Source organism: Olsenella sp. kh2p3, assembly GCA_900119625.1.
In the GTDB taxonomy this organism is placed as follows: domain Bacteria; phylum Actinomycetota; class Coriobacteriia; order Coriobacteriales; family Atopobiaceae; genus Tractidigestivibacter.
The window spans coordinates 94,178-121,010 of the sequence record FPKD01000002.1; the positions used below are offsets into that span (position 1 = coordinate 94,178).

23 protein-coding genes are annotated in these 26,833 nt (G+C 62.7%); 2 read left to right on the forward strand and 21 right to left on the reverse strand.

The features are described 5' to 3' along the window. Nucleotides 1–40: 40 nt before the first annotated feature. The 3 genes from BT122_RS03835 to hypB are packed head-to-tail and all read right to left on the reverse strand — an operon-like array spanning nt 41 to nt 3,967. Nucleotides 41–385 (reverse strand): hydrogenase maturation nickel metallochaperone HypA/HybF, encoded by a 345-nt coding sequence (locus tag BT122_RS03835; protein WP_072354678.1) that lies wholly within the window; start codon nt 383–385, stop codon nt 41–43. After that, nucleotides 386–3,292, reverse strand: a complete 2,907-nt coding sequence (locus BT122_RS03840; RefSeq protein WP_072354679.1) for an FAD-dependent oxidoreductase — start codon at nt 3,290–3,292, stop codon at nt 386–388. 3 nt (nt 3,293–3,295) lie between these two features. Next, a complete protein-coding gene (hypB, locus tag BT122_RS03845; protein ID WP_072354680.1) occupies nt 3,296–3,967 on the reverse strand; it encodes a hydrogenase nickel incorporation protein HypB in 672 nt (223 codons plus the stop codon). 272 nt (nt 3,968–4,239) lie between these two features. Here hypB and BT122_RS03850 point away from each other — a divergent pair, with 272 nt between their 5' ends. Beyond that, the gene (locus BT122_RS03850; protein WP_072354681.1) at nt 4,240–4,758 is read left to right on the forward strand and encodes an HD domain-containing protein; all 519 of its coding nucleotides are present in this window, start codon (nt 4,240–4,242) and stop codon (nt 4,756–4,758) included. Between the two features lie 15 nt (nt 4,759–4,773). On the opposite strand, the gene BT122_RS03855 is transcribed toward BT122_RS03850, so the two are convergent. After that, nucleotides 4,774–5,271, reverse strand: a complete 498-nt coding sequence (locus BT122_RS03855; protein ID WP_072354682.1) for an acyl-CoA thioesterase — start codon at nt 5,269–5,271, stop codon at nt 4,774–4,776. Nucleotides 5,272–5,279: 8 nt separating this feature from the next. Continuing rightward, the gene (locus tag BT122_RS03860) at nt 5,280–5,861 is read right to left on the reverse strand and encodes a cysteine hydrolase family protein (RefSeq protein ID WP_072354683.1); all 582 of its coding nucleotides are present in this window, start codon (nt 5,859–5,861) and stop codon (nt 5,280–5,282) included. A 632-nt stretch (nt 5,862–6,493) separates the two neighbouring features. On the opposite strand from BT122_RS03860, the gene BT122_RS03870 reads away from it, so the two are divergent. Beyond that, nucleotides 6,494–7,480 carry a hypothetical protein gene (locus BT122_RS03870; protein ID WP_072354685.1) on the forward strand — a complete coding sequence of 329 codons (987 nt, stop codon included), beginning with the start codon at nt 6,494–6,496 and terminating at the stop codon, nt 7,478–7,480. A gap of 198 nt (nt 7,481–7,678) precedes the next feature. On the opposite strand, the gene BT122_RS03875 is transcribed toward BT122_RS03870, so the two are convergent. From BT122_RS03875 to ispH, 16 genes are all read right to left on the reverse strand, one after another. Then, nucleotides 7,679–8,041 carry a DUF1667 domain-containing protein gene (locus BT122_RS03875; RefSeq protein WP_072354686.1) on the reverse strand — a complete coding sequence of 121 codons (363 nt, stop codon included), beginning with the start codon at nt 8,039–8,041 and terminating at the stop codon, nt 7,679–7,681. 1 nt (nt 8,042) lies between these two features. Then, on the reverse strand, nt 8,043–9,317 hold the full coding sequence (locus BT122_RS03880; RefSeq protein ID WP_072354687.1) for an NAD(P)/FAD-dependent oxidoreductase: 1,275 nt from the start codon (nt 9,315–9,317) through the stop codon (nt 8,043–8,045). After that, complete coding sequence (locus tag BT122_RS03885; RefSeq protein ID WP_072354688.1) at nt 9,314–10,798, reverse strand: NAD(P)/FAD-dependent oxidoreductase; 1,485 nt, start codon at nt 10,796–10,798, stop codon at nt 9,314–9,316. The genes BT122_RS03880 and BT122_RS03885 overlap by 4 nt, the downstream gene beginning before the upstream one ends. A 427-nt stretch (nt 10,799–11,225) precedes the next feature. Continuing rightward, complete coding sequence (locus tag BT122_RS03890; protein WP_072354689.1) at nt 11,226–13,088, reverse strand: ABC transporter ATP-binding protein; 1,863 nt, start codon at nt 13,086–13,088, stop codon at nt 11,226–11,228. Further along, nucleotides 13,088–14,839: an ABC transporter ATP-binding protein gene (locus BT122_RS03895; RefSeq protein ID WP_072354690.1), complete on the reverse strand. Its 1,752-nt coding sequence runs from the start codon at nt 14,837–14,839 to the stop codon at nt 13,088–13,090. The genes BT122_RS03890 and BT122_RS03895 overlap by 1 nt, the downstream gene beginning before the upstream one ends. Nucleotides 14,840–14,951: 112 nt before the next feature. Beyond that, nucleotides 14,952–16,790: an ABC-F family ATP-binding cassette domain-containing protein gene (locus tag BT122_RS03900; RefSeq protein WP_072354691.1), complete on the reverse strand. Its 1,839-nt coding sequence runs from the start codon at nt 16,788–16,790 to the stop codon at nt 14,952–14,954. Further along, nucleotides 16,790–17,656, reverse strand: a complete 867-nt coding sequence (locus BT122_RS03905; protein WP_072354692.1) for a deoxyribonuclease IV — start codon at nt 17,654–17,656, stop codon at nt 16,790–16,792. Before BT122_RS03905 ends, BT122_RS03900 begins: the two co-directional genes overlap by 1 nt. Then, the gene (coaBC, locus tag BT122_RS03910) at nt 17,653–18,885 is read right to left on the reverse strand and encodes a bifunctional phosphopantothenoylcysteine decarboxylase/phosphopantothenate--cysteine ligase CoaBC (protein WP_072354693.1); all 1,233 of its coding nucleotides are present in this window, start codon (nt 18,883–18,885) and stop codon (nt 17,653–17,655) included. The genes BT122_RS03905 and coaBC overlap by 4 nt, the downstream gene beginning before the upstream one ends. Continuing rightward, nucleotides 18,882–19,616, reverse strand: coding sequence for a zinc ribbon domain-containing protein (locus BT122_RS03915; RefSeq protein ID WP_059054353.1), 735 nt, complete (start codon nt 19,614–19,616; stop codon nt 18,882–18,884). Before BT122_RS03915 ends, coaBC begins: the two co-directional genes overlap by 4 nt. Nucleotides 19,617–19,651: 35 nt before the next feature. Next, nucleotides 19,652–20,830 (reverse strand): cysteine desulfurase family protein, encoded by a 1,179-nt coding sequence (locus tag BT122_RS03920; RefSeq protein WP_072354875.1) that lies wholly within the window; start codon nt 20,828–20,830, stop codon nt 19,652–19,654. A 5-nt stretch (nt 20,831–20,835) separates the two neighbouring features. Continuing rightward, a complete protein-coding gene (gene rpe / locus BT122_RS03925) occupies nt 20,836–21,516 on the reverse strand; it encodes a ribulose-phosphate 3-epimerase (protein ID WP_072354694.1) in 681 nt (226 codons plus the stop codon). Then, a complete protein-coding gene (locus tag BT122_RS03930; RefSeq protein ID WP_072354695.1) occupies nt 21,510–22,550 on the reverse strand; it encodes an NAD(P)H-dependent glycerol-3-phosphate dehydrogenase in 1,041 nt (346 codons plus the stop codon). The genes rpe and BT122_RS03930 overlap by 7 nt, the downstream gene beginning before the upstream one ends. Further along, on the reverse strand, nt 22,547–23,206 hold the full coding sequence (locus BT122_RS03935; protein WP_072354696.1) for a glycerol-3-phosphate acyltransferase: 660 nt from the start codon (nt 23,204–23,206) through the stop codon (nt 22,547–22,549). Before BT122_RS03935 ends, BT122_RS03930 begins: the two co-directional genes overlap by 4 nt. Beyond that, a complete protein-coding gene (gene der / locus BT122_RS03940) occupies nt 23,203–24,531 on the reverse strand; it encodes a ribosome biogenesis GTPase Der (RefSeq protein WP_059054359.1) in 1,329 nt (442 codons plus the stop codon). The genes BT122_RS03935 and der overlap by 4 nt, the downstream gene beginning before the upstream one ends. 79 nt (nt 24,532–24,610) lie before the next feature. Beyond that, nucleotides 24,611–25,987, reverse strand: a complete 1,377-nt coding sequence (locus tag BT122_RS03945) for a DUF512 domain-containing protein (RefSeq protein ID WP_072354697.1) — start codon at nt 25,985–25,987, stop codon at nt 24,611–24,613. A gap of 2 nt (nt 25,988–25,989) precedes the next feature. After that, entirely contained in the window at nt 25,990–26,832 is an 843-nt protein-coding gene (gene ispH / locus BT122_RS03950; protein WP_072354698.1) for a 4-hydroxy-3-methylbut-2-enyl diphosphate reductase, read from the reverse strand. Nucleotide 26,833: the final 1 nt, after the last annotated feature.

Consider the following 26,833-nt stretch of genomic DNA (forward strand, 5'->3'; position numbering starts at 1 on the left):
AGAGCACGGCGGCCCCAGGCGCAAACCCGGGGCCGCTTGCCTATACAGCCTGAATGTCCTTCACCATCACGTCTCGGCCTGTCACGAGGTAGGTGTTGTGGCCGCCGCAGACGGGACAGGCCTTCCCGTACTCGGTGGTGCGGTAGGTCTTCTTACAGTCGCGGCAGTACGAGATGCCTGCCACGATGATCATGTTGAGCTCGCACTCCTGCATGTGCTCGGTGCGGAGCTTTGCCCACTCGAAGCAGTCGCGGAAGTAGCTGGGCACGATGGTGCTGACCTCCCCCACCTCGAGGTCAACGCGCACCACCTTGCTCACGCCGTTCTTGCGAGCGGCCTCCTCGACCATGTCGATCACACGCACGACAATGCCCAGCTCGTGCATTTACGCGTTCTCCTCACGAGACTCGTCGCTTGAGTTGCCAGTGTAGGGGTGCGTGCGGTTGAACTCTTTGTGCGTGCGGTTGTACTCGCGGCGCTTCTCGCGCATGATCTTGGCCTCCTCCGAGCCGGAGTTTGCCACGATCTTCACGGCGCGCTTGATTGCGTAGCTCGCAAGGCCTGCCACCTTGTCCTCGGCCACGCGCATGTCGGTCATCTCGGGGTGGTCGCGGTAGAGGTGGATGGCGTCGAACTTGCAGCGGGTGGTGCAGATGCCGCAGCCAATGCACTTGTTGGGGTCAACAACGGACGCGCCGCAGCTCAGGCAGCGCTTGGTCTCGATGGCCACCTGCTCGGCCGTGAGCGTGCGGTGCGCGTCGCGGAAGCGGTCGACACCCTCGGGGTCCATGCCCTCCTCCTGGCGTCCTGCGTTGTCGTAGGAGTCGATAAGAAGGTCGTCCTTGTCGAACTCGAGGTAGTTGTGGCGGTCGCGGCCAATGGTCATGCTCGCACCCTCCTGCACGCGGCGGTGCAGCGACTCGGCGGCATAGTGGCCGGCGGCAATGGCGTCAATCACGAACTTGGGACCAGTGAGGACGTCACCGCCCACAAAGATGTCCTTGTCTGCCGTCTGGAACGTGAGGGCGTCTGCCTGCGGGTAGTTGCCGTGATGGAAGGTGACCGAACGGCCGTCGAGAAGGCCGCCCCACTCGATAGCCTGGCCAATGGCGAAGACCACCTGGGTGCAGGGCACGGTGATGGTCTCGTCCTCGTTGTAGAGCGGCGAGAAGCGCTTGGTCTTGGGGTCGATGACCTGCGTGCAGCGCTTGAAGACGACGCCCTTCACATGACCGGACTCGTTGACGAGCACTTCCTTGGGGCCCCATCCGTTCTGAACGGTGACACCATCCTCGAGCGTCTCGGCAATCTCTGCGTTGGTGGCGGGCATCTCGTCGCGCTGCTCGAGCGAGACCATCGTGACGGTAGAGGCACCACGGCGTTTGGCGTTACGCGCGCAGTCGACGGCCACATTGCCGCCGCCAACCACCACGACGTCACCGGACATGACAGGGTTACCCTTGGCCATAGAGTCCTCGAGGTAGTGCACGGCAACGTCCGTGCCCTCGGCGGTGTCGCCGGGGACTCCGGGGCGCCTGCCACCCTGGCAGCCCACGGCCACGAAGAATGCCTGGAAGCCCTGCTCACGCAGCTGATCGAGAGTCACGTCACGGCCAACTTCGACGCCGCAGCGAATCTCGACGCCCAGACTCTTGATGATCTCGACCTCGGCGAGAAGCACGTCCTTCTCGAGCTTGTAGGACGGGATGCCGTACATCATCATGCCGCCGGGCTGCTCGTGCTTCTCGAACACGACGGGCGAGTAGCCGAGAAGGGCCAGGTAGTACGCGCAGGAGAGACCTGCGGGACCAGCACCGATGATTGCGATCTTCTGGTCGAAGTGGTCGTGGACCGAAGGCACCGCGCGGTTGGGAACGGCGTGCTGGGCCTGTGCAAGGTCGTAGTCGGCAACGAACTTCTTGACCGCGTCGATGGAGACGGGCTGGTCAATGGTGCCGCGCGTGCACGCGTCCTCGCAGCGCTTGTTGCAGATGCGGCCGCACACGGCGGGGAACGGGTTCATGGTGCGGATAAGCTCGACGGCTTCCTGATACTTGCCCTCCTTGGCCTTTTGGAGGTAGGCCTGCACGGGTACGTGCGCCGGGCAGGCGGCCTTGCAGGGGGCAGAGCCCGTGGGCCAGGTGTTGTGCATGCGGGCGGTGTCGCGGTAGTTCTCGTCCCAGGCGTACTTGCCCCAGTGGATAGCGTCGGGAAGGATGGCGCGCGGGTACTTGGGCTGCTCACCGTTTGCGCGGCAAAGCTTCTGGCCCAGCTTCACGGCGCCGGCCGGGCAGGACTCAACGCAGAGGCCGCAGGCCACGCAGTTCTCCGGCGTGACCTTGGCCGTATACGAGGAGCGTGAGAGGTTGGGCGTGTTGAAGAGCATGCTCGTGCGCAGGGCATTGCAGATCTTCACGTCGCAGTTGCAGATGTCGAAGATCTTGTTCTCGCCGTCGATGTTGGTGATCTGGTGGACAAAGCCGTTGTCCTCGGCGCGCTTGAGAATCTCAAGCGCCTCCTCGGTGGTGATGTAGTGCGCGCGGCCCGTCTCAACGGTGTAGTCGGCCATGTCGCCAACCTGGATGCACCAGTCGTCCGGGTCATCCGCACAACCCTCGCCAAGCTTCGTGCGAGAGTAGCGGCAGGAGCAAATGCCTGCTGAGATGTGGCCCTCGTACTTCTTGAGCCAGTAGGAGATGCGCTCGAGCTTGACGGCCTCGTTCTGGAAGTTGACGGCCTCCTCGACGGGAATCACGTGCATGCCGACGCCGTCGCCTCCTGGCGGGACCATCTGCGTGATGCCAGCGAGCGGGATGAAGGTCATGCGCTCGAAGAAGTTCGCGACGGCGGGGTTCTTGTCGATGCGGTCCTTGCTTGAGTTGAAGAGCTCTGCAGAGCCGGGGACAAAGAACGGCAGGCGCCAGCGCTTGATGCGCGGTGCGTCCGCTATGGGGCCGTCATCGTTGTAGTGGTCACCGTAATCGTACTCGAGGATGCCAATGACGCTCATCTGGTCGAGGAGCTCCTGCAGGTGGGCGGGCTCAATCTCGGGCGCCAGGGCCATCATCTGGTCAAAGTCGTAGAACTGGCGAAGCTTCATACGGTTACCAAGGTCAACCATCTCGTCGGTAAGGACCTCTTTAAGGCCCCAGTACTCGGGATCGTCGGTCTTGACGCCGCCAATCTTGTGCTTCACAACATCAGTGATCTTGCGACCAAGCTTAGCCACGGCAGCATTGCGCTCAGCCTCGTTCTGATAGATGGAGTGCTGCGTCTTAAACTGTTCCGGCATCTCTTATGCCCTCCAGAGGTCAATTTCGTGGCGAACCCAATCGGCGAGCTGGTCCATGCCCTCGCCCGTCTTGGCCGATATCTTGATGAGCTGGCAGTTGGGATTGCGCTGCCGCAGGTAGGTCTCGAAGGTGTCGAGGTCAAAGTCGAAGTACGGCAAGACATCGATCTTGTTGAGAAGCACGACGTCGGCCTTCTCGAACATGAGAGGGTACTTGAGCGGCTTGTCGTCACCCTCGGGAACGGAGAGGATCACGGCATTCTTGGATGCCCCGGTATCAAACTCAGCGGGGCACACGAGGTTGCCCACGTTCTCGAGGAAGACCAGGTCAAGACCCGTGGCATCAAGAGAGTCGATGCCCGTGCGCGTCATGCCGGCATCGAGGTGGCACATGCCTCCCGTATGGAGCTGGATGGCGCGGGCGCCAGTTTGGCTGATGATGTGATCGGTGTCCACGGCGCCGTCGATGTCGGCCTCCATCACGCCTATGCGATAGGTGTTCTTGAGCAAGTTGATGAGGCGCGTAAGCGTAGTGGTTTTGCCCGACCCCGGCGAACTCATAATGTTAAGAAGAAACTGCCCTCGTGACCTGAGGTCTTCTCGCACGCGGTCTGCCTCGGCGTCATTGTCGGCAAAGACGCTCTCCTTGAGCTCGATTACCTTGACTTCCTCCATGCGCTTCCTCTCCTGTGCGCTCATAGCACGCAAGGCAAACGCCCCTCATGCCCTTTTCCATGAAGAACGCGACCCGCCCGTATGGACGCGTCTATGCCATGCCGTGACATTTCCATCACATCTGAACATATCCTAACAGGTGTGTGCGGATAGACGCACGCCAATGGAAAAGGTTTCGCCCGTGCGGCGAGGTCGCCGGTCCGGCACGATGCCAGACATTTCCGTCATAAGATGGAGCAGCCTAACAGGGCAAGACGAGAAAGGCTTTGAGAATGAGCTTGAACCCCCAGGACCACACGGCCCTTGAGCTTGCGATGTTCGATTACGACAAGGGAGACCCCAAGCGCATCCAGCACTTTGTGAAGGTGCGCGCACTGGCCCGCACCATCGGCCTGGCAGAGGGCATTGACGAGAAGACGCTCCACACGCTTGAGGCGGCGGCAATCGTGCACGACAGCGGCATACACGAGTCCGAGCGCATCTATCACGACACCTCCGGGAAGCACCAGGAGGAGCTTGGCCCCGGTGTCGCGCGCCCGCTGCTTGAGGCAGCGGGCTATGAACCCACCGAGATTAACCGCGTGTGCTGGCTCGTGGCGCACCACCACAGCTATGCCAACATCCACGACATGGACCTTCAGGTCCTTGTCGAGGCGGACTTCCTCGTGAACATCTACGAGGACGCCATGGATAGGCCGGAAGCAAGGCGTCGCATGGCGGAGTCCGCCGCGGCCAAGGTCTTCAAGACAAAGACTGGGCTTGCGATGCTTAGGGACCAGTTTCTCTCGTAGCGCTGTGCGCAAAGGCTAGAAACCCTCTGCCGCCCGCGTCTTTCGGAAAATGATCCGCTTGAACGCGTCTTCGTTCTCCTGGCGCTCCTCGTCTGTCTCGAACGTCAAGCCATACTCGACGGGAGTGGGCTTTCCGCCGTCGTCAACGCAGACCTCTGTGAGGTAGGCCACGTTGATAAGGCAGCGCTCACCCGAGTGCACATCCTCGACGTAGGAATCCACCCGCACCTCCATCGAGGTGCGGCCTACGTAGGTCACAGCCGCCACGATGACCACCACGTCGTTGAGGTAGGCCGGATGCTTAAAGGTGAGCTGGTCAACGCAGGCCGTGGTCACATCTCGCCCGCAGTGTCGGCGCGCAGCGATGCCTGCGGTCTCGTCGATCCACTCCATGAGCCGGCCTCCAAAGAGCCGGTTTGCACCATTGATGTCCTCGTAGCGAATGGACTTGATCGACTCGGTGAGGGAAGACGAGACGGTCTTATTGCCTCTGGGATAGGTTCTCTCTGTCATGCGTTCCCCTAGCTGCGCTCGGCGGCGCTGTCTAGGGCGGCGAGGACTTGCTCGGTGGTGGCGACCTTCGTACCAAAGCAGCGCTGCATGTGCTCGAGCGCGCCCTCCTGGGTGCCCACGAGGAACGTGCGCGTTGCGTCGGAGACGACGATTGACTTGTAGCCCAGGTTCCAGGCGTCCGCAAGCGTGTGAAGGACGCAGATGTTGGTGTCCTCCCCCACTCCAATCACGGTTTTGACGCCAAGCTCGCGAAGCGTAAGGTCAAGATCCGTCTGGAAGAAGCCCGAGTAGCGGCGCTTGGGAATCACGAAATCACGCGAACCGCTGCCGGCCCCAAGCGCGGGATGCGGGTGCGCCTTGCCCTTCACGCCGTGCTCGCCCCAGAGGTCGAGCTCACGGTCTACGCCGGGAATGTGCTGGTCGCAGAGGAAGAGCACCGGGAGGCCCGCATTTCTCGCCGCACTCGTGAGCTGGGCGGCATTGGCGACAAGGGCTTCCTCGTCGGGGTCTGGGTTGTAGACGGCGTCTGTCGAGTCCGTCACGAGAACGTCAACTACAAGCAGAGCAGTAGATGCTGCGTCGATGTCCATGGTGTCCTCCAGTGTTCGTAGGGGTACGTGCACATGGTACCCTTTGGACAGAAAGGTGACCGTCGACATGGGATGGGCACCATTCTCGTTGCCGAGAGAGGAGAAAAACCGTGGGGGATGCGCCACAAGTTGCAAGATCGACCGCCGAGGAGCGACGGGCATATGTGCAGAAGCGCTTTCCCTGCATTGCCGACTGCGACATGTGTGGATTCTGCGCCTCTTACCACGGACGCGACCCCGAGACGGCCTACGCCGACTACATAGCCGAAACGGCGGAGTTCCTGGAGGTCTCTCTGCGGTATCGCAGGTAACGGAGACGCACGTCTCCCAATGAGCCACGGCTTCCGGGCCCCAACGACCTCCTGGCCGCCATGTACTCTGGGTCGCCCTATCCCCCTCTCCCGGAGATTAGCTCCTTTTCTTAAACGACCCCTGCATTTGCCCAGTTGGCACAGAATCATTTTAAGAAAAGGAGCTAATCTCCGCATCGGTGGCACATGGCACAGAGATAGGGGCGTGCGCGCGGCCCAAGCTTGCACGAAACTGTCAGAAACTCGACGGCAAACAAGCCTCTGAGCTGCAGTGATATTAGGTATCCTCTCCCCATCAACCACGGTGGGGGTGAGGCTGTAATGGGTAAAGAGACACGGGCGGCGTGCGAGAAAATTCTTGCCTCGGCGGAGCGACGTGGCCTCTGCGCGTCGGCAACAAATAGGGACGAGCTCAATCGTTTCACCTACCTCAGGCGCAAAGGCGAGCTCGTGAGTCCCTATGCCGGGCTCTTTGCGACCGCAGATGTCTGGTCCCGGCTCCTTCCCAGTCAGCGCACGCGACGGGTCATGCGAACGCTCGCCCGTCTGCACCCCAGCTGGATATTTGTGGGTGCATCTGCTGCGCTGATCTACGATCTGGCCGTGCCGCCGTCGGTAATGTGGCCTCTTTGCATTGCAACAACGGGCAATGGCACCTGTAAGACCTATGCGCATGCAAGACGGAAGCGCGTCTCGGCCTGCGAGGTTCTTGTCATTGACAGTATGCGAACGACATCGCTGGATATGGCTGTGGTCGATTGCATGCGGACCCTTGAGTTTCCCTCTGCGCTAGCCATAGCCGATTCCTACCTGCGCAAGACAAATCAGCCCAAAGAGCGCCTTGAGGCAATGGTTTCCCCACCCCAAATGGGAAAGCCTGGGATTAGGAACGCGCGTCTCATAGCAAGTCTGGCAGATGGTCGCGCTGAGAGCTGGGGAGAGTCCGAGGCACGCGCAGCAATGATTGAGCTGGGGTTCCAGATGCCCGATCTGCAGGTCCCCTACCAAGATCCCGTTACCGGGAAATGGTACCGAGCAGACTTCTCGTGGAATCTTGGCGATGCTGGCACGGTCATAGGCGAGATGGACGGACTTCTCAAATATACGGACTCAACTATTACGGGCGGAGACGCGCTGGGGGTCTTTGTTCGAGAGCGGCAACGGGAATCTCGCCTCACCATAGGCGGCAGGAGTGTGATGCGCTTCACGCCAGCACAGGTTAAGGACAGGCCATTCTTCGAGAGCCTGCTAGAAAGCTACGGCATACCTCGGGTGGAGCCGCTTGCGGGTTGGAAGGCCCTGCGATAGGCGCTGTTCTCCTCATGAGGCTGCTCGCGCTCCAGAGAATAGCTCCATTTCTGAAAACAGTTTCGCGCCAACTGGGCAAATTCAGAGGTCGTTTAAGAAAAGGAGCTAATCTTCGCAGGGTAGGCGCCGGGAGGTGCCTGCAATGTCGTCGGGGCAGCCATGTTCCGCAACGGCTACGTGGCCGCCCCGGTCTGGCTCCTAGGCGTCCTTTGTTGCCACTATGTCTACTCCGGTTCCGGCGACATCGGCGAGAATAACGTCGCCTATGTGCACCGGCGCGGTGGCGGTGACATCCGTGAGCGCCCGTACGACGTCGAAGACGCGGTCCTTGGGGACGTCGCCCGCCGTCTTAACCGAGACCATCTTTTCCGTCGCTGAGCCCACAACCGGGACCGTGGTGGTCACCACGCGGACGGGGTGCGTGACCTCGTCGCGGGCGTACTTGTCGCCACGTATGCAGGAGTTGCCGGTGACGCTGGTGATGGTACCGTCATCCGCCAGGGAAACGGTCACGGCGCAGCCTCGAGGGCAGCGGATGCAGGTAAGCGTTCTTGTCTCCATGCTATGCCTCCTCGAGCGTCACGACGATCTTCTCAAGACCAGACCTGGCGAGCAGGTCATCGCGCTTGAGCGTAACGTCTTCCATCTCTCCAGGCACGAGGATGGCCCGCCGCTTGGCAATGACGCGCTCGTCATCAAGGTACACGCAGATGCGCCTGTCCTCGTAGACGCCGCCCACGCGGAAGCGTACCGTAAGCTTCTCGGGCATGCGCTCGGGGTCGATGGACTGCGGGACTGTGTAGCGCACGCCACCCTCGGCAACAACGGGGATACCGGGCATCTCGTCGTGCGCCTGGTTCTGTGCGCAGGCGTCCGCCCACTCGCCCGCTGCGGCGCCGGCAGCCGTTGCCTCCTGCGAAACGTAGTCGACAAGGTCATGCACATGCAGCACGTTTCCGCAGGCAAAAAGGCCAGGCACGCTGGTCTCGAGGCTCTCGTTCACCACCGGCCCGCGCGTGACGCGCGAAAGATCGACACCAGCCGCGCGTGAGAGCTCGTTCTCGGGCAGGAGTCCCACCGAGAGAAGCAGCGTGTCGCACGGGTAGCGCTTCTCCGTGCCCACAATGGGGTGGCTCTTCTCGTCTACCTGAGCGATCCACACCGCCTCAACGCGGCTCTTGCCCTCCACGCGCGTGACCGTGTGCGAGAGCAGCAGCGGAATGCCAAAGTCATCGAGGCACTGGACGATGTTTCGCTTGAGGCCGCCTGAGTAGGGCATGAGTTCGGCCACGCACGCGACGTGCGCGCCCTCGAGCGTCATGCGGCGTGCCATGATGAGACCGATGTCGCCAGAGCCAAGGATGACTACCTCGCGGCCGGGCATGAGGCCCTCGATGTTCACCAGGCGCTGGGCTGTGCCCGCGGTGTAGACTCCTGCTGGCCTGAAGCCGGGAATGTTGAGCGCGCCTCTCGGCCGCTCGCGGCAGCCCATAGCAAGGACGATGGCACCGGCCGTAATGCGCTGCATGCCGCGCGCCTCGCTCACGCAGGTGACCACGTGGTCAGGCGAGACGTCAAGCACCATGGTGTCGAGAAGGAACTCCACGCCGGCCTCGAGCGCAAGCCTCTCATAGCGCGCGGCGTACTCGGGGCCAGTGAGCTCCTCGTTGAAGGTGATGAGGCCAAACCCATTGTGTATGCACTGGTTGAGGATGCCGCCGAGCTTCTGGTCGCGCTCGATCACCAAAACGGAGCGCTTGCCCTCACCACGTGCAGAAGTTGCCGCGGCAAGCCCAGCGGGACCACCGCCAATGACAATGACGTCGTAGTCGCTCATGCACGGGCCTCCTTTGCGATGGTGTCCTTCGCATGACCCTCGATGAACTCGGACCCGGGACCAGACTTGGTGACGTTCTCCATGGTGACGTCAGGCAGCTCGCGCGAGAGAATCTCCATGATCTTTGGCGTGCAGAAGCCGGCCTGGCAGCGGCCCATGCATGCTCCCGTGCGCCGCTTGACGCCATCGAGCGAGCGAGCACCCACGGGACGGTGAATGGCGTCGACGATCTGCGCCTCGGTCACATGGCAGCAGCGGCAGATGACCCTGCCGTAGAGGGGGTTCTCCTCGCAGAGGCTCCCCCACTGCTCGAACGAAAGATCGTTCATGTTGGGGATGCCGCGGCGCGTGTCCACAAACTCGCCTGCGGGCTTCTCCTCTAGTCCCAGAATGTTGGACACGATGCCCGCGACCATGCGCCCAATAGCAGGGGATGCCGTGAGGCCGGGCGACTCGATGGCCGAACAGTCCACAAAGCCTGGTGCTGAGGGGTTCTCGCCAATGAGAAACTCGTGCTCTGCCCGGTGCGCGCGCAGGCCCGAGAAGGACGTAATGACCTCGCGGAGAGGAACGTCGGCCACGGTGATCCCGCACTTCTCGGCCACCTCGGCAAGACCGGAGGCGGTGGTGTCGGTGCCTTCCTTGTCCTGGATGTCCTCTGCCGTGGGACCCACGATGAGGTTGCCGTGAATGGTGGGCGAGACAAGCACGCCCTTTCCCATCTTGGTGGGAAGCGCAAAGACCACATGGTGCACGTGGTTGCCGGCAGTGGTGTCAAGAAGCATGTACTGTCCGCGGCGTGGAATGATCTCCAGCCTGTCCTCGCAGACCATATTGTGGATCTGGTCCGCGTAGACGCCTGCAGCATTCACCACGCAGCGAGCGAGGATGCGGCCACGCGGCGTCTCGAGGGCAAAGCCACCCTCTGGCCTGCGCTCTATTGCCGTCACCGGAGCATCAAAGATGAACTCGACTCCATTGGTCGCGGCATTCTCGGCAAGGGCCACGTTCAACCCAAATGGGTCCACGATGCCTGCCGTTGGCGCCCAGAGTGCACCCACAGCGTTGGGAGAAATGTTGGGCTCCATAGAGCGAAGCGTATCTCGGTCAACAATCTGAAGGTCAGGCACACCGTTGGCCACACCTCGCGCGTAGAGCTCGCGCAAGCCGTCCATGTCGCGCTCACTCGTGCATACGACGAGGGAGCCAATGTTCTTTACCGTGAACTGCAGCTTCTTTGCCAGCTCGTACATAAGCGCATTGCCCTCGACGTTGAGGCGAGCCATGAGCGATCCGGGCGTGGCATCGTAGCCAGCATGAACTATGGCAGAGTTGGCCTTCGACGTGCCGCAGCAGACATCGTCCTCACGCTCGACTACGCAGACGCTCGCCGTAGTCTTTGCAAGCTCGCGCGCCGTGGCACAGCCGGAGACACCTGCTCCTATGACCACGACGTCGTAGTGGCGTTCGTTCTCCTGCATCGACCCCTCCTCGTTCCCGATGGGTGAACGTGGCGAGGCTAGCATGCGACCATCGCCGGGGCCGATTATCCACCCCGATGGACAGAGCGCGTTTGCGCGGTGGACGGACGGTAGCACGGTCCCGTAGAACGGCACCAAGCGTCCGCGAACGGTGCTATCTGGTGACGCTGGCGTTGGCTGCGTCAACACGCAGTGACAATGACGCCCGAGAGCACGGTATCGCCGCAACGATGCACAAAGGGAGCCCTCCGGCGCCAAAATGACGCCCGAAGGCCCATCTCGTACGTAATCCTGTATAAAACCCACGCTCGGGCGCCAAATTCTCGCCCGAGCGTGGGTTTTAGCAGCAAGTACGTATAAAGGTGCTGCTCGGGCGCCGAATTCTCGCCCGAGCAGCATTTTGCGCAAGCGTGGTAAACGTCCCGCCCTATCGCGTTCCCTCGAACTGGCTCTCGTACAGGCTCGCATAGAACCCGCCCTGACGCAGCAGTTCGTCGTGCGTGCCACGTTCGATGATGTGACCGTCCTTCATCACGAGGATGCAGTCCGCGTCTCGCACGGTGGAGAGGCGGTGCGCCACCACAAGCGAGGTGCGGCCTTCCATCATGCGGTCGAAGGCATCCTGCACCTGCAGCTCGGTGCGGGTGTCGATGGAGCTCGTGGCCTCGTCGAGCAGAAGGATCGTGGGGTCTGCGAGCATCACGCGCGCAATGCAGAGGAGCTGTCGCTGTCCTTGCGAGAGGGACCCGCCGTCCTCGCCCAAGAGCGTGTCGTAACCCTGCGGCAGCTGCTCGATGAACTTATGCGCGTGCGCCTGCTTGGCGGCGGCCACTACGTCGTCCATGGTTGCCCCTGGCGTCCCGTAGGCGATGTTCTCGCGAACCGTGCCCCTGAAGAGCCAGGTGTCCTGAAGCACCATGCCAAAGAGCGAGCGAAGATCCTCTCGGCGCATGTTGCTGGTGTCGTGGCCGTCAACCAAGATCTGACCGGAGTCCACGTCATAGAAGCGCAGCAGCAGGTTGATCAGGGTCGTCTTGCCGCATCCCGTGGGGCCAACCAGGGCGATGGTCTGGCCGGGCTTAGCCGCAAACGAGATGTCTTGGAGCAGCGGGCGGTCGGGGACGTACGAGAAGTCGACGTGCGAGAACTCCAGAGCGCCCTCGGGGTTCTCGTCCACCTCGGGCTCGGCGGGATCGGCGCTTTGGGCTGGTGCATCGATGAGCGTGAAAAGACGCCGGGCCGAGGCGTAGGCGGTCTGGATCTGCGTGACCACATTGGAGATCTCGTTGAAGGGCTTCATGTACTGGTTGGCATACGAGAGGAACGTCTGTACCTGGCCTACCGTGAGGACGCTCGGCCACCCGGAGATGACGCAGATGCAGCCAACAACCGCCACGACGGCATAGGTGATGTTGTTCACCACGCGCGTTGCGGGGTTAGAGAGGGAGCTTGTGAACTGGGCGTGCTCCCCCACCCCCAGCAGGCGCTGGTTAATCTCATCAAAGCCCGCCTGGGCACGGTCGCCATATGCAAAGGCGCAGACCAGCTTCTGGCTTCCCACCATTTCCTCGACGTAGCCGCCAAGCGAGCCCTGGAGGGCCTGCTGCTCCTTAAAGCTCTTCGCAGAGTAGCGCGCAATGAGCCAGGCCACGAGCATGGAGACGGGCGTCACGATGACAACCACAAGGCCAACGGGAACAGAGATCGAGAACATGAAGACAAGCGTGCCCACGATGGTCACCACGCCAGTGAAGAGCTGCGTGAGGCCCTGGAGCAGGCCGTCACCCACCTGGTCGGCGTCGTTTACCACGCGGGAGAGCAGGTCTCCATGCGAGTGTGCGTCGACAAACGAGAGGGGCAGGTCGCGGAAGCGCGAGAAGGCATCGATGCGCAGGTCGCGGACCGTCTCGTACGTAAGCCGGTTGGTGCAGTAGCCAGAGAGCCACTGCGTTACTGCGGCGCCCACAACCACAAGCGCAAGCTCCTGGAGGAGGGCTACCAGCGCGGCATAGTCCACGTCTCCGGCCGAGACCATGCAATCGATCGCACGGCCAATCACGATGGGCACATAGAGTTGGAGCACCACCGAGACGGCAGAGGCAACGAAGGAGGCAATCAAAGACACCCGATGCGGGCGGGTGTAGGCAAGCAGACGCCGCGTGACCTCGGCCGTGGCGAGGCCCGTCTCGTCAAGGCGGCCCTGGGGGTTGTCGTCGTTGTTGCCAATGTCTCCCTTGACATTGGCCATGATGGATCCGGCGCTCGCGCCGGCTGCATACGGGTTTGCCATTACGCACCCACCTCCTCAGGACGAAGCTGCGAGAGGCAAATCTCGCGGTAGATGGGGCAACTCCTCATGAGCTCGGTGTGCGAACCCAGGCCAGCCATGCGGCCGTGGTCAAGGACCAGGATCTGGTCGCAGGACATGACCGCCGAGACGCGCTGCGAAACAATCACGCAGGTAAGCTCCGAGCGCAGGCTGCGGAGAGACTGTCGCAGGCTCGCGTCGGTGCGGAAGTCGAGCGCCGAGGCGGAGTCATCAAGCACCACAATGCGCGGGTGGCCAACGAGGGCACGCGCAATGGTGAGCCGCTGGCGCTGGCCTCCCGAGAAGTTCTTGCCGCCTGCCTCGACAACGGCATCGAGCCCCTGGTCCTTGCCCTGTACGAAGTCCGCGGCCTGCGCAAGCTCAAGCGCGCGCCAAAGTTCCTCGTCTGTTGCGTTGGAATCGCGCCAGCAGAGGTTCAAGCGGATGGTGCCCGAGACCAGCGACGCCTGCTGGGGCACGGTGGAGACGAGCTCGCGCAGCTGGGTGAAGGGATACTCTCGCACGTCGTGACCAAAGACGCGAACCTCGCCCGCCGTGGCGTCGTAGAGCCTTGGGATGAGGTTCACAAGCGATGACTTGCCAGAGCCCGTGCCGCCAATGATACCGAGAGATCCTCCGGCACCCAAGCGCAGCGTCACGTTATCGACCGCAGGCCGGGGCGCGCCGTCGTAGGTGAAGCATACGTGGTCGAGCGCGAGGGCCACGCCAGAGGTGAGGGTGCCTGGGGCAAGCTCCACCTGCGTGGTGCCCTCGTCAGAAATCTGGGGCTCGCAGTCGAGCACCTCCATGATGCGCCTGGCCGAGGCGGTGCCGCGGTTGATGGTGATAACCAAGTTGGCCACGTAGACGATGGACACGAGCATCTGCGTCATGTAGTTCACGAAGGCAATGACCTCGCCCTGCGTGAGGTTGCCCGCGTCGATGCGTGCGCCGCCCATCCAGAGGATGGCAACAATGCCCAGGTCCATCACAAGCAGCGTGGCGGGGTTAAGAAGCGAGGAGAGCTTGCCAATGGTGATGGCGGTCTGGGTCTGGTCGTCAGCCGCCTTGTGGAAGCGCTCGTCCTCGCGCCCCTCCTGCCTAAAGGCCCTCACAACACGCACGCCCGAGAGGTTCTCGCGCGTGACAAGGCTCACCTCGTCAAGGCGCGACTGGAGCTCGCCAAAGAGCGGAACGGACCTGGACATCACCAGCCAAAAAACCACCGCAATGACGGGCGTGCAGACGAGAAACACAAGGCCAAGCTGAGCGTCGATGAGCATGGCGCAAACCATCGAGCCAATCGCCAGGATGGGCCAGCGGATAATCTGCCGGATGCCAAGGGCCACGGTGACCTGCACCTGGTTGACGTCGTTTGTGATACGAGTCACGAGGGAGGGCGTGCCAATGCGGTCGAGGTCCGCCGGGGCAAGCTGGTTCACCTTGGCGTAGAGATCGTGACGGATGTCCGTGCCGGAGCTCTGGGAGACAACAGCTGCCATCTTCTGGCACACCAGCGTGAAGCAGAAGCCAACCAGGGCAAGCACAATGAGAACCACGCACATGCGAATCACGTAGCCCTGGTCACGGCTAGTGACGCCCACGTCAATCATACTGGCAACGATGACCGGCGTGATGAGGTCAAATATGACCTCGACGGCCTTGCAGAGCGTGCCAAGAACGATCTTCCCCCGATACTTGGGGAAGACGAACCTCCGTAGAATCTCTCCCAATAGAGCCCCTCCCTCTGGCTGACGGCCTATTCATGATAGGGCTGCTCAGCCGCGGTGCGCATACGGCTTTTGTCACACAACCATTCGTGTTGTGAATGTCTAGCCCGCGCCGCTACTCTATTCCCAGCTTGTCTGAGAGCTCGAGCCACTCGTCCTCAAGCGCCTCGCGCGCAGCAACGGCGTCGTCAACCGCCTTCTGGGCGGCAACGAGCTTCTCGTAGTCCGTAGGGTCGACCTCTGCAAGCGCGGCACGCAGCCGGTCCGGCTCCCCCTCGGTCTTTTCCAGTTTTCTTGTTACAGCATCGAACCGCTTCTTGAGTTCACGCCGCTCCTGGTTCGACAGGGGAGCTTCCTGCGAACCCGTCGAATCGCTTGGCGCGACTGGCCCTTCCATAGCGGAGTTTCGCGTAGCGCACTCCGCGGAGGAAGGGGCTGCCGCGCCCCCGTGTGAATCTAGGAGGTCGAGGAACTCGTCTACGCCGCCCGGGCAGTGGCGCACGTGACCGTCGAGAAGCGCGTACTGGTCGTCGGTCACTCGCTCCATGAGGAAGCGGTCGTGCGAGACCATGAGGAGCGTGCCCGGCCAGGTGTCGAGCAGGTCCTCAAGCACCGCAAGCATGTCGGTGTCCAGGTCGTTGCCAGGCTCGTCGAGCACAAGCACGTTGGGCTCGTCGAGAAGCACCGTGAGCAGCGCGAGACGCCTGCGCTGACCGCCAGAAAGGTCGTGCACAAAGTTCGTGAGCTCGGAGCGCTCGAAGCCCAGTCGCTCGAGGAGCTGCGTGGGGCTCTGGGGCTTGCCGTCCACGTAGTAGGTGCTCTTGTAGCGCGAGAGTACCTCGAGCACGCGCCAGTTCTCCTTCTCGGAGAGCGTGTCCAGGTGCTGCGACATCCATCCAAAGCGCACGGACTTGCCAATGCGCACAGTGCCAGAGGTTGGCTGCAACTTGCCCGTCATGACCTTGAGCAGCGTTGACTTTCCCGCACCGTTGGCTCCAAGGATGCCGTAGCGGTCGCCGGGACCAATGGTCCAGGTGATGTCATCGAGCACGCGCGAGCCATCCGGATAGGCAAACGAGACGTCCTTCATCTCGATGACCTGCTTGCCCAGCCTGCTCACGGCTAGGCGCTTAAGCTCGATGGGGTTTCTCAGCGGTGGGTCGTCGGCGAGAAGGGCGCGCGCCGCCTCGACGCGAAAGCGAGGCTTGCTCGAGCGTGCCTTGGCGCCGTGTGCCAGCCAGTTGAGCTCCTTGCGCAGCGTGTTCTGGCGGCGCTCCTCGGTGGCTGCGGCCATGCGGTCGCGCTCGACGCGCTGCTGGATGTAGGCGGAGTAGCCGCCGTCGAAGGGCTCGATCTCTTGGTCGTGGACCTCCCACATGTGCTCGCAGACCTCGTCCAAGAACCAGCGGTCGTGCGTCACCACAAGAAGCGCTCCCGTACCCTCCGGCCAGCGGGCCTTGAGGTGGTCGGCAAGCCAGCGGATGGCGTGCATGTCCAGGTGGTTGGTGGGCTCGTCCATGAGGATGACGTCCCAGGTCCCCACGAGGAGCCGCGCCAGGTCGCAGCGGCGCCGCTGTCCACCGGAGAGCGTGCCAACGGTGGCGTCCCAGTCCACGTCACCCAAGAGCTCCGAGATAATCTGTCGCACGCGCGGGTCGGAAGCCCACATGTAGTCGGGGACGTCTCCCACGACGGCGCGGCCCACGGTCCAGTCATCGTGGAGCTCGTCATCCTGGCCTAAGAACCCTACGTGGATGCCGTTTCTCCAGGTGACGGTACCCGCGTCTGGCTCAAGGCGATGCGCGATGAGCTCAAGCAGCGTCGACTTGCCGTCGCCGTTCCTGCCTACCACGCCTATGCGTTCGCCCTCGTTGATTCCTATAGTCTGGTCGTCAAGCACGGGCTTGCCCGGCCACTCGTGCGAGAGGTGCTCGCACCCTATGAGAATCCCCATTAGTCCTTCCCATCTCCCCGGGCAAGTCCCCTGAGGAGTGTAATCTCCTGCGCATAGCCCTCAAGCTCGTTGGGCGTCTCAAGGATCATGGGCAGCCCGCACAGGCGCGGGTTGGTCACCACGGCCTCGAAGGTGGACAGCCCAAGCGTGCCCTGGCCGATCTTCTCGTGACGGTCCTTGTGGGAGCCAAGCGGGTTCTTGGAGTCGTTCACGTGCAGCGCCTTCAGGCGGTCAAGCCCAATCACGCGGTCGAACTCGTCAAGCACGCCATCAAGGTTGTCCACAATGTCGTAGCCTGCGTCGGCTACGTGGCAGGTGTCGAGGCACACGCCGAGAAGGTCGCCATCGCGGGTCCCCTCGATGATGCGGGCCAGCTCCTCGAAGTGCGAGCCCACCTCGGACCCCTTGCCCGCCATGGTCTCCAGCAGGACCGTCGTCTTCTGGCCTCGAACCAACACCTGGTCAAGACCCTCGCAGATAAGGCGAATGCCCTCGTCAACCCCTTGGCCCACATGGCTTCCCGGGTGGAAGTTGTAATAGTTGCCCGGCAACATCTCCATGAGCTGAAGGTCGCCAGCCATTGCCTCACGGGCGAACTCAACCGTCTGCGGCTTGGCGGAGCAGAGGTTCATGGTGTAGGGCGCGTGAGCGACGAGCCGCCCAAAGCCGTTCTCGGCAAGGATGGCGAGAAGTCCCGCCACATCGTCTGGGTCTGGCGTCTTGGCACGGCCGCCACGCGGGTTTCTCGTGAAGAAGGCGAAGGTGTTTGCCCCAATGTCAAGCGCGGTCTTGCCCATCTGCGTAAAGCCGCCCGCAACCGAGAGATGGCAGCCGATGGTGATCTCGCCGTGACGTGCCTCGCTCATGCACCCTCCCCCGCCACTGCCGTGGCAACACGGTCGCAGATAGCGGCGGCCACCTGATCGAGCGGCAGCGTGTCAAGCTGCTCAGTGCGGTCGGGCCACACAAAGGCAATCCGGCTCGTGTCGGCGCCAAACGTAGAGTCCGCACGGGACACGTCGTTTGCCACGATGAAATCGCAGCTCTTGCGCTCGAGCTTCTCTCGAGCATTCTTGAGAAGGTCGTTTGTCTCGGCTGCAAAGCCAACCACGACGCGGCCTCCCTTGGAGCGAGAGAGCTCGGCAAGGATGTCTGCGTTCTTGATAAGGCGAAGCGTGGAGAGGTCGTCCGTGCCCTTCTTGAGCTTGCGGTCCGCAGGCGAGGCAGGCGTGTAGTCCGCGACTGCCGCGGCGCATATAGCCGCGTCGGCGTTGGCGAAGGCTGCAACCGTGGCATCGCGCATCTGTGCCGCCGAGACAACCGGGACCACGTAGACCCCCTGTGGCGCGGCAAGCGAGACCGGTCCGGAGACCAGCGTCACCACGGCACCTCGGCGCGAGGCCTCGCGGGCGATGGCATAGCCCATCTTGCCTGTGGAGGCGTTGGCGATGTAGCGCACGGGGTCGATGGCCTCGTGCGTGGGGCCGGCCGTGACCACAAGCCTCATGCCAGCCATATCCTGCTTGGCAGGGGCAAGCGCGTCAAGAGCAGCGGACACGATGTCCGAGACTTCTGCAAGCTTTCCCTCGCCCACGTCGCCGCAGGCGAGAAGGCCCGTCTGTGGCATCACAAAGCGGATGCCGCGCGAGCGAAGCGTTACAACGTTTGCCTGCGTGGCTGGGTTTCTCCACATGTGGACGTTCATGGCAGCCGCCACAAGCACTGGGCAGTGGGTGGCAAGCAGTGTGGTGGAGAGGCAATCGTCTGCAATCCCCATGGCCATCTTAGCCAGCACGTTTCCGGTTGCGGGAACAACCACCACAAGGTCAGCCCAGTCGGCCAGGAAGATGTGCGGAATGGGAGAGTCCGGGTAGGCATAGAGGTCGTCCGCCACGGGATGGCCGGAGAGCGCCTCGAACGTGGGGGTTCCCACAAAGCGCTCCGCATCTGCCGTCATAGTCACGCGAACGTCGCAGCCCGCGTGCTGCAGGCCGCGCATGACCTCGACTGCCTTGTAGACGGCGATGCCTCCCGTAACGGCGAGGACGACGCGAGGCGCCGCCGGCTCTGTATCCCTGTGCGTGCTATCGCTCACTTGCCCTCCCCCTCGACATAGGGATCGTCCACGATGAGGATGCGGTGGCAGTAGGGGCACTCGGCAACGTCGTCACCGTGCGTGAGGTCGTGGAACGAGGCGGGCTGGAGCTTCACGCGGCAAACCGAGGGGACGTTGCCCACGAGCTTCTCAACAGCAAGGCCCTTGAAGCGCTTGCGCGCGGCCTCGTAGTCGCTCATGTGCTTATCAGAGATCTGGGAGACCACGTCTTTGCGCTCAGCGTCGAGCTGGACGATTTTGCGCCTAATCTGCGCACTATCCGTCTCGAAGGACTTCTTCTGCGCGGCCTCCTCGTCGTCGAGGCGCTCAAGCGTGAGGTTGGCGTTGCTCTCGGCGCGCTTGACCTTCTCAAGATCCTCGTCGAGCTGCGCACGGTTGTGCTCGAGCTTCTCGATCTTCTTTGCAAGACCCGTGAGGTGCGCCTCGTAGTCCTGAATCTGGCGGTAGCCGTGGCTTCCAGAGGCAACCTCGGCCTTGACCTCCTCGGTGCGCGCTCGGTAGTGCTCGAGGTCCTCCTGGTTCTCCGAGACATAGGTCTCAAGGTCCTTGCGCTGAGCAAAGATCTTGGTCTGCTCGCTCTGTACCTTTCGGCGCGCTCGAGCGATTGCCTGCATCTTCTTCTGCTGCGGCATCGCGGCCAGCGTAGACGCAAGGCGCAGCATGTCGAGGTCAATCTCCTGAAGTCTAACAAGCGCCTGTGCTTCGGTCATAAGACCCTCACCTTCCTTGGTGGGTGTGCGTTCTGCTAATGGCGTGTCTTTGTTTGCTTGACGAGCGAGATGAGCTCCGCTGCAAAGGCATCAAGGTCTTCCTCGGCAACGCGCTCGTCAAATGAGATGCGAAGCGAGCCAAGCGCCTGGTCACGGCCTATGCCCATGGCCGTGAGCACGTGGCTAGCGTCAAGCGAGCCCGAGGAGCACGCGGAGCCGGCAGAGACCTCAAAGCCATGCTCGTCCAGCCCAAGGACGAGGGACTGCGAGTCCATGCCCGGCACCATGACGCTCACCATGCCGGGAAGGCGGTGCTCGTCGACCACACCCGTGGTTGTGGGGACGATGCCCGTCCCCTCTGCACAGATACGCTGGTAGAGTCTCTCGGCACGGGCGGCAACCTGCGGGCGCACGGTGGCGATGGAGCCGCAACAGGCACATGCGACCGCAGCAAAGGCAAGCGCGCCGCGCACGTCCTGCGTTCCCGCGCGCCTGCCGGACTCCTGGCCGCCACCAAAGGACTGAGGGGCGAGAGGGACGCGCCCACGGACGAGCAGGGCTCCCACACCAACCGGGCCGCCCAGCTTGTGGGCCGCAAGACTTACGGCGTCTGCCTGCGAGACATCAAGAGGAATCCGCCCAAACGCCTGCACGGCGTCAGTGTGGAAGAGCGCACCGGCGGCGTGAGCCGCAGCAGCAAGTTCAGACACAGGCTGCACCACGCCCGTCTCGTTGTTGGCGCTCATAATCGAAATAAGCGCGCAATCGGGACCAAGCACATTCTCGAGCGCGTCACGAGTGACCACACCGTCCCTACCGGGCTTCACGAGCGTCACATCAAAGCCGCGATCGCGAAGCACGCCCGTTACGTCCAGCTCGGAGTCGTGCTCGATGGCGGAGAGAACCACACGTGTGCGCTTGCGATCGCGCTGATGGGCACCGCGTGAGAGGCCGAGAAGGGCCAGGTTGTTGGACTCGGTGCCACCCGAAGTGAAGACTACGTCCGAAGGCCTAAAACCGCCGCCCACGCAGCGAACAATATCGCGGCGAGCACCGTCGAGCGCACGAGCCGCCTCTCGTCCAAGGGTGTGCAGCGAGTTGGGATTTGCCCCCGCAATGGGAGAGTCCTCGTAGGCGCGCTCCGCGACAAGAGACTCCTCTCGCGCGGGTGCGCTCGCGGCATAGTCAAGGTATACGGTTGTGCGGTTGGTCACGCTTCTCACGCTCTCCTCGTGAGACCGGCCTCGCCGGCCTCGGTAATCTTGCGGATGGCCTCGGCGCGGTTTTCCTTGCCAAAGACGGCGCTGCCAGCAACGAGCAGGCGCGCGCCCGCGGCGCAAACATCGCCCGCAGTTGCGGGAGAAATCCCACCGTCAACCTCGATGATGGGGCTCACGCGGCGCTCGTCGCACATGGCCTTGAGCTGGCGGAGCTTGCGAAGAGAGCCAGATATGAACTTCTGGCCCCCAAAGCCGGGGTTCACGGTCATCACAAGCACGAGGTCCACGTCCTCGATGATGGCGTCGAGGGCAGAGACGGGCGTACCGGGGTTGATGGCAATGCCCGCCTTGGCGCCCTTCTCGCGAATGAGGCTGGCAAGACGATTGGCGTGCGCCGTAGCCTCGTAGTGGAAGGTCACGATGTCGGCACCGGCAGCAAGGTACTCCGGCACCATCTGGTCGGGGTTCGAGATCATGAGGTGCGCATCAACGGGGATCTGTGTGGCCTCCTTCACCGCAGCAAGCACGCCAGGGCCAAAGGTGAGGTTGGGCACAAAGTGGCCGTCCATCGCGTCAAAGTGCACATAGCCAGCACCTTCGATAGAGGCAAGCTCGTCCGCAAGATGTCCCAGGTCTGCAGAGAGGATGGAAGGTGCAACCTGGACGTTATTCTCTAGCATTGGTTCTCCTTTGATGCTGTATCTCGCTCTTCCATACCATAGAACTCCGTGCGCGGTACACGCGTGAGAAGTCCCTCCATTGCCTCGTCGATAGGACGTCCCTCATAGAGAACGGAGTGGACGCCGGCCGTGATGGGAACCTCGATTCCGCGCTCTTGCGCAAGCTCGAGGACCGACTCCGAAGCGGGCGCGCCCTCGACCACCATGTGCGTGCGGGCCTGATAGGCGTCAAGCGTCTCGCCCGCCACGAGGGCCCGGCCAAAGCTTCTGTTGCGCGAATGCTCGGAGGTGCAGGTAACCACGAGGTCACCCATACCGGCGAGCCCCATGCACGTCATAGGGTTGCCGCCCAAGGCAGCCACAACGCGCCCAATCTCGGCGATGCCACGGGTCATGAGGACAGCCAGAGTGTTGTCCCCCATCCCCATGCCGCTCGCAATGCCACAGGCGATGGCCACCACGTTCTTAACGGCACCACAGCACTCAACGCCACGAACATCGTCGCTCACGTAGGCCCTAAAGGTCGGACCCGAGAGAAGACCCTGGAAGTATGCAGCCGTCTCCGCATCTTCCGAGGCCACGACAGCGGCCGACACCATCCCCTTGCAGATCTCCTCGGCATGGTTTGGGCCAGAGAGCGCAGCAACGCGAGTGGGATTGCCCAGCTCCTGAGCAGCCACCTCGTGCATGAGGAGGTGCGTTCCGCGCTCCATACCCTTGGAGAGAACGAGCACACGGGCGTTTTTAGCAAGGTGGGAAGCCAGGTTGCGGCAAGTCTCGCGCAGATATGCAGACGGGGTGGCCAGGATCGCGGCATCCACATCACGAACGGCCACGGCAAGGTCGCTTGTTGCCACAACGTTTGGCGCCAACGTATAGTCCACAAGATGGTTCGGATTCCTGTGCTCGAGGTTCATGGCATCGACAGCCTGGGACGTGCGCGCCCACAGCACTACCTCGTCGACGGCAGGCGACACGAGGCCCGTCATGGCGGTACCCCAAGAGCCAGCTCCTATGACGGCAACGCGCCTCACTTTGACTTCCCCTCATCGTGGTGGAAGGAGAAGCGCTTCTCCTCGTGGTGTGCGAGCTTGCGGATGTTCTCGCGGTGCGCCCACACAACGCAGGCGGCCACGATGACCATGGGCAGGACAGCGATGGGGGTGTAGCCAAAGACGGCCGTCCAGATGGGAAGCGAGACTGCCGCACACGAGCTGCCCAGCGAGACAAAGCGCGTGGGAAGGGCAAAGACAAGGAAGACCGCGAGAAGCCCAAAGGCGATGCGCGGGTCTAGGCCCAGCGCCGCGCCAAAGCCAACCGAGATGCCCTTGCCGCCATGGAACCCAAGGTAGGGCGAGAAGACGTGTCCAAGCACGCATGCCGCATAGACGCAGGTGAGCGCCCAGTCAAAGGGCTGGCCGGGAGCAAGTGACTTTGCCTCGGCAAAGAAACTGGAGAACGCCCACGTGGCAAGCCCCGTGCAGAGCCAGCCCTTGCCGGCGTCAAGCAGCAGGGTGAGGCCTGCCGCCCAGGCACCCACGGAGCGCCCCACGTTGGTAGCGCCAATGTTTCCGGACCCCGTGTGACGCACGTCGACGCCCTGGGAGCGTGCAATGAGCATGCCAAACGGAATGCCACAAACAAAGTAGGCAATTGCGCACGCAATGAGCGTAGGAATTACGAGTCTCACTTGTCCCCCTCGGACTTCTTGCGGAAGCGCAGACGGATGGGTGTTCCCTCAAGGTCAAATCTCTCACGCAGGCGGTTCTCCACAAATCGCTTGTAGTTGTCGTCTACAAGGTCCGGCGCGTTGCACCAAACGGTGATGACGGGAGGCCTGGAGCCGGTCTGTGTGGCGTACTGCATCTTGAGGCGACGACCCTTGTCAGAGACCGTGTGGCCACCCTGGCGAATCTCCTCGAGGAGGTTGTTGAGCTCCGAGGTCCTCAACTGGGTCTCGCGTGCCTGGGCGGCAGAGACAGCAAGCTGCAGGACCTTGTCGGTGGCGCGGCCCGTGAGGGCGGAGATGTTCACGTAGGGCACCCATGGCGCAAACTGCATGCGCTTTTCGATCGAGGCAACCACGCGGTCGCGCTGGGCCTCGGTCTCGATGAGGTCCCACTTGTTGAGGCAGAGCACCAGGGCACAGCCACGATCGATGGCCATGTTGGCCACCTTCTGGTCCTGCTCGGTGACGCCGTCGGTGGCGTCCACCACCAAGAGGCAGACGTCGGCGCGCTCCATGGCCATGAGGCCACGCACCATGCTGTAGTACTCCACGTCCTCGTGAACCAGGTTCTTCTTGCGCATTCCGGCGGTGTCCACCAGGCGAATCCGCTGCCCCTGCCACTCGATCATGGTATCGATGGCATCGCGGGTGGTTCCCGCAACGTCGGAGACGATGGAGCGCTTCTTGCCGGCAAGGCGATTCGCCAGGGAGGACTTGCCCACGTTAGGCCTGCCGACGATGGCCAGCGAGAGCACGTCCTCGTCATCCTCGAGCTCGTCCTCGGAGGGTAGAACCGCGACGACCTCGTCGAGAAGGTCGCCCGTACCGTAGCCGTGCGAGGCGGAGAGGGGCATGGGTTCGCCCACGCCAAGGGCGTAGAAGTCCCAGAGGTTGTCGTTCTCGGTGGCGGGGTTGTCCTTCTTGTTGACCACGAGGAACACGGGCTTGTCCTGCTTGCGTAGGATCCTTGCGACCTCCTCGTCCTCGTCGGTGATCCCGGTTGAGCCGTCCACCACAAAGATGATGGCGTCTGCCTCCTGCGCGGCCATTACGGCCTGCTCGCGGATACGCGGCGCAAAGGTGTCCTTCGACTTGACGGACTCGATGCCGCCAGTGTCGATAATCACAAAGTCGCGACCGTTCCAGTCTGCCTTGTGGTAGGAACGGTCGCGCGTGACGCCGCGACTCTCGTGCACTATGGCGTCACGACTCTGGACAATACGGTTTACAAGGGTGGACTTGCCGACGTTGGGTCGACCGACCACGGCGACGACAGGCAATGACATGAGGTGCTCACTTTCTCTTAGCGTATTTAGCACACTCGAGCATATCACGACCGCGTGGGCGCCTTGCCGCCGGCGAGCCTCACCCCAAACTCTGCGTTACTGCAGAGACGATGCTCGTAGGGTCTCCATGCGCAATGATCGCCTTGCCACCACGGCGCTCGATCTCCTCAATGACGTGGTCCTGCGTGTCGCCATCGAGAGTCACGTGATCAAAGTTGAACATGACTTCGGGAAGCACGACCACGTGGTTCTCAAGGTCCTCTGGCAGCTGCGCGAGAAGGTCCTTCGAGACGATGAGGCCCGTGACGTTGACATCTCCACCAAAGTAGTCGTTATGAATGGGATACGTCCGCACGCGCCCAGAAGGAGACCAAAGCTCGCAGAAGAACGAGATTGCTGCCTGCGGTGCCTCTCCGCAGACGATAAAGACCGAGGTTTCACAGCGAGAGAGCTCCGCTTCGCTCGCAGCAAGCTCGGCGGCGTGGTCGCGTGCGAACACCGCCGAGTCGTCGAGGAAGCTCCGCAGCATGCCAATGCCATCGTAGTACTGCGGATATCCGTCGTAAGCCTCCGCTGGCGGCACCTTCACGCCGGCGGCAACGTAGAACTCGTCGGAAAGCTGGAAGCGGGTGGTACCAAGCTCGCGCCTTGCGCGCGCCTGGTAGGGCTCGATAAGCTCGACCACTGCCTTGGCGGATGCCGGGTCATCCGAGAAGGACTTTGAGAACCGACGCGAGAAGCGCGTGTAGCCAAGAGGCACCACGGCAAGAGAAGTGATGGCGGGGCGCGCCTCCACCCAATCGAGCGTGCGAGCGAGTTCCGGTCCGTCGTTCACGCCAGGGCAGAGCACGATCTGAGCATGCACCTCGATGCCGGCCTCGAGCAGGCGCTCCAGAACGTCGATGCCGCGCTGCGCGTGCGGTCCGATGAGCGTGCGCCTGACCTCGGGGGATATGGCGTGGATCGAGACGTTCATGGGCTCGAGCCGGCAGGTGATGATGCGTTCGACGTCCTCGTCGGTCACGTTGGTGAGGGTGACGAAGTTCCCCTGCAGGAACGAGAGGCGGTAGTCGTCGTCGCGCAGCGAGAGGGACGGGCGCGCGTCCGCCGGCAGCATGCTCATGAAGCAGAACTGGCACGCGTTCACGCAGGTGCGGATGCCGTCGAAGAGGACGTCCGTGAAGTCGATGCCCCAGTCCTCGCCGGGCTCGCGCCAGAGCTCGCAGCCATAGGTTCCACCGTCCCTGGGGTCGAAGACCTCCAGCTCGCACGAGGCGCCATCGGCCTCCCAGCGCCAATCGATGAGGTCGCGCAGCTTGTGGCCATTCACGCTCTCGATGCGCATGCCGGGCTCAATGCCAGCCTCCCAGGCGGGGCTCTCCTCCTCTACCGACTGCACCCAGGCGCCAAGGGAGCGTTCGCGCGTGGATGCGTAGTCTGCCCTGTCTCGTGACACCCCTACTCCCCCATCATCGACTCAATTGCTGCCACAACGGCGCGGATCTGCGAGGCAGGGGTCGAGGCGCCAGCCGTGACGCCCACAAGGCCCGCCCCTGCAAACCAGGAAGGGTCAAGCTCATCGGCACCCTCGATATGATGCGTGCGGGGGCAGGCAGCGGCGGCAATCTCGGCCAGGCGCGTGGTGTTGGCAGAGTTTCGGCCGCCGATGACCACCATCACGTCCGCACGGGCCGCAAGCTCGGCGCAGGCGCCCTGATGTCCTGAGGTTGCCTCGCAGATGGTGTTGACTACGCGAAGCTCCTCTGTGCGCGAGAGCAGTGCCGAGACAACCTCGGCTAAGCGTGCCGCAGACTGCGTGGTCTGCACCACAACGCCGGTCTTGCGCGCATGCGGGAGTGCAAGCGCCTCCTCGGCCGTTCCCACAACTACGGCCCCCGGCGCATGGGCAAGGGTAGCGGTGACCTCGGGATGGCCCGCTTCGCCCACGATGACCACGCGATAGCCCTCCGCAGAGAGCTGCTCGGCTGCACGGTGCACCTTCTTAACAAAGGGACAGGTTGCATCGACCACAGAAGAGCAGAGTTCCCGTGCCTCGGCCTCCTCGGCAGGAGTCACCCCGTGCGTGCGGAGGACAAGCGTGCAGCCTGCAGCGTCACGCGGATCCTCGACAACGGCGGCACCACGCTCGCCCAAGCTTGCGACAACCCGCGGATTATGGATGAGCGGCCCCAGCGTGCGGACGCGAGACGCCCCGTCCTTAAGGGCGTCCTCGGTCATCTCAAGCGCGCGCTCGACACCGTAGCAGGCACCGGCCTCGCGCGCCACCTCAACCGTCGCCATG

What these genes read in the sequence shown, in the direction of transcription:
- BT122_RS03835 (WP_072354678.1), bottom strand. Translation starts at nt 385, where the DNA reads ATGCACGAGCTGGGCATTGTCGTGCGTGTGATCGACATGGTCGAGGAG.
- BT122_RS03870 (WP_072354685.1), top strand. Translation starts at nt 6,494, where the DNA reads ATGGGTAAAGAGACACGGGCGGCGTGCGAGAAAATTCTTGCCTCGGCG.
- BT122_RS03905 (WP_072354692.1), bottom strand. Translation starts at nt 17,656, where the DNA reads ATGAGCGAGGCACGTCACGGCGAGATCACCATCGGCTGCCATCTCTCG.
- BT122_RS03840 (WP_072354679.1), bottom strand. Translation starts at nt 3,292, where the DNA reads ATGCCGGAACAGTTTAAGACGCAGCACTCCATCTATCAGAACGAGGCT.
- BT122_RS03885 (WP_072354688.1), bottom strand. Translation starts at nt 10,798, where the DNA reads ATGCAGGAGAACGAACGCCACTACGACGTCGTGGTCATAGGAGCAGGT.
- BT122_RS03850 (WP_072354681.1), top strand. Translation starts at nt 4,240, where the DNA reads ATGAGCTTGAACCCCCAGGACCACACGGCCCTTGAGCTTGCGATGTTC.
- hypB (WP_072354680.1), bottom strand. Translation starts at nt 3,967, where the DNA reads ATGGAGGAAGTCAAGGTAATCGAGCTCAAGGAGAGCGTCTTTGCCGAC.
- BT122_RS03900 (WP_072354691.1), bottom strand. Translation starts at nt 16,790, where the DNA reads ATGGGGATTCTCATAGGGTGCGAGCACCTCTCGCACGAGTGGCCGGGC.
- BT122_RS03890 (WP_072354689.1), bottom strand. Translation starts at nt 13,088, where the DNA reads ATGGCAAACCCGTATGCAGCCGGCGCGAGCGCCGGATCCATCATGGCC.
- ispH (WP_072354698.1), bottom strand. Translation starts at nt 26,832, where the DNA reads ATGGCGACGGTTGAGGTGGCGCGCGAGGCCGGTGCCTGCTACGGTGTC.
- BT122_RS03880 (WP_072354687.1), bottom strand. Translation starts at nt 9,317, where the DNA reads ATGAGCGACTACGACGTCATTGTCATTGGCGGTGGTCCCGCTGGGCTT.
- rpe (WP_072354694.1), bottom strand. Translation starts at nt 21,516, where the DNA reads ATGCTAGAGAATAACGTCCAGGTTGCACCTTCCATCCTCTCTGCAGAC.
- BT122_RS03860 (WP_072354683.1), bottom strand. Translation starts at nt 5,861, where the DNA reads ATGGACATCGACGCAGCATCTACTGCTCTGCTTGTAGTTGACGTTCTC.
- BT122_RS03915 (WP_059054353.1), bottom strand. Translation starts at nt 19,616, where the DNA reads ATGACCGAAGCACAGGCGCTTGTTAGACTTCAGGAGATTGACCTCGAC.
- BT122_RS03875 (WP_072354686.1), bottom strand. Translation starts at nt 8,041, where the DNA reads ATGGAGACAAGAACGCTTACCTGCATCCGCTGCCCTCGAGGCTGCGCC.
- der (WP_059054359.1), bottom strand. Translation starts at nt 24,531, where the DNA reads ATGTCATTGCCTGTCGTCGCCGTGGTCGGTCGACCCAACGTCGGCAAG.
- BT122_RS03855 (WP_072354682.1), bottom strand. Translation starts at nt 5,271, where the DNA reads ATGACAGAGAGAACCTATCCCAGAGGCAATAAGACCGTCTCGTCTTCC.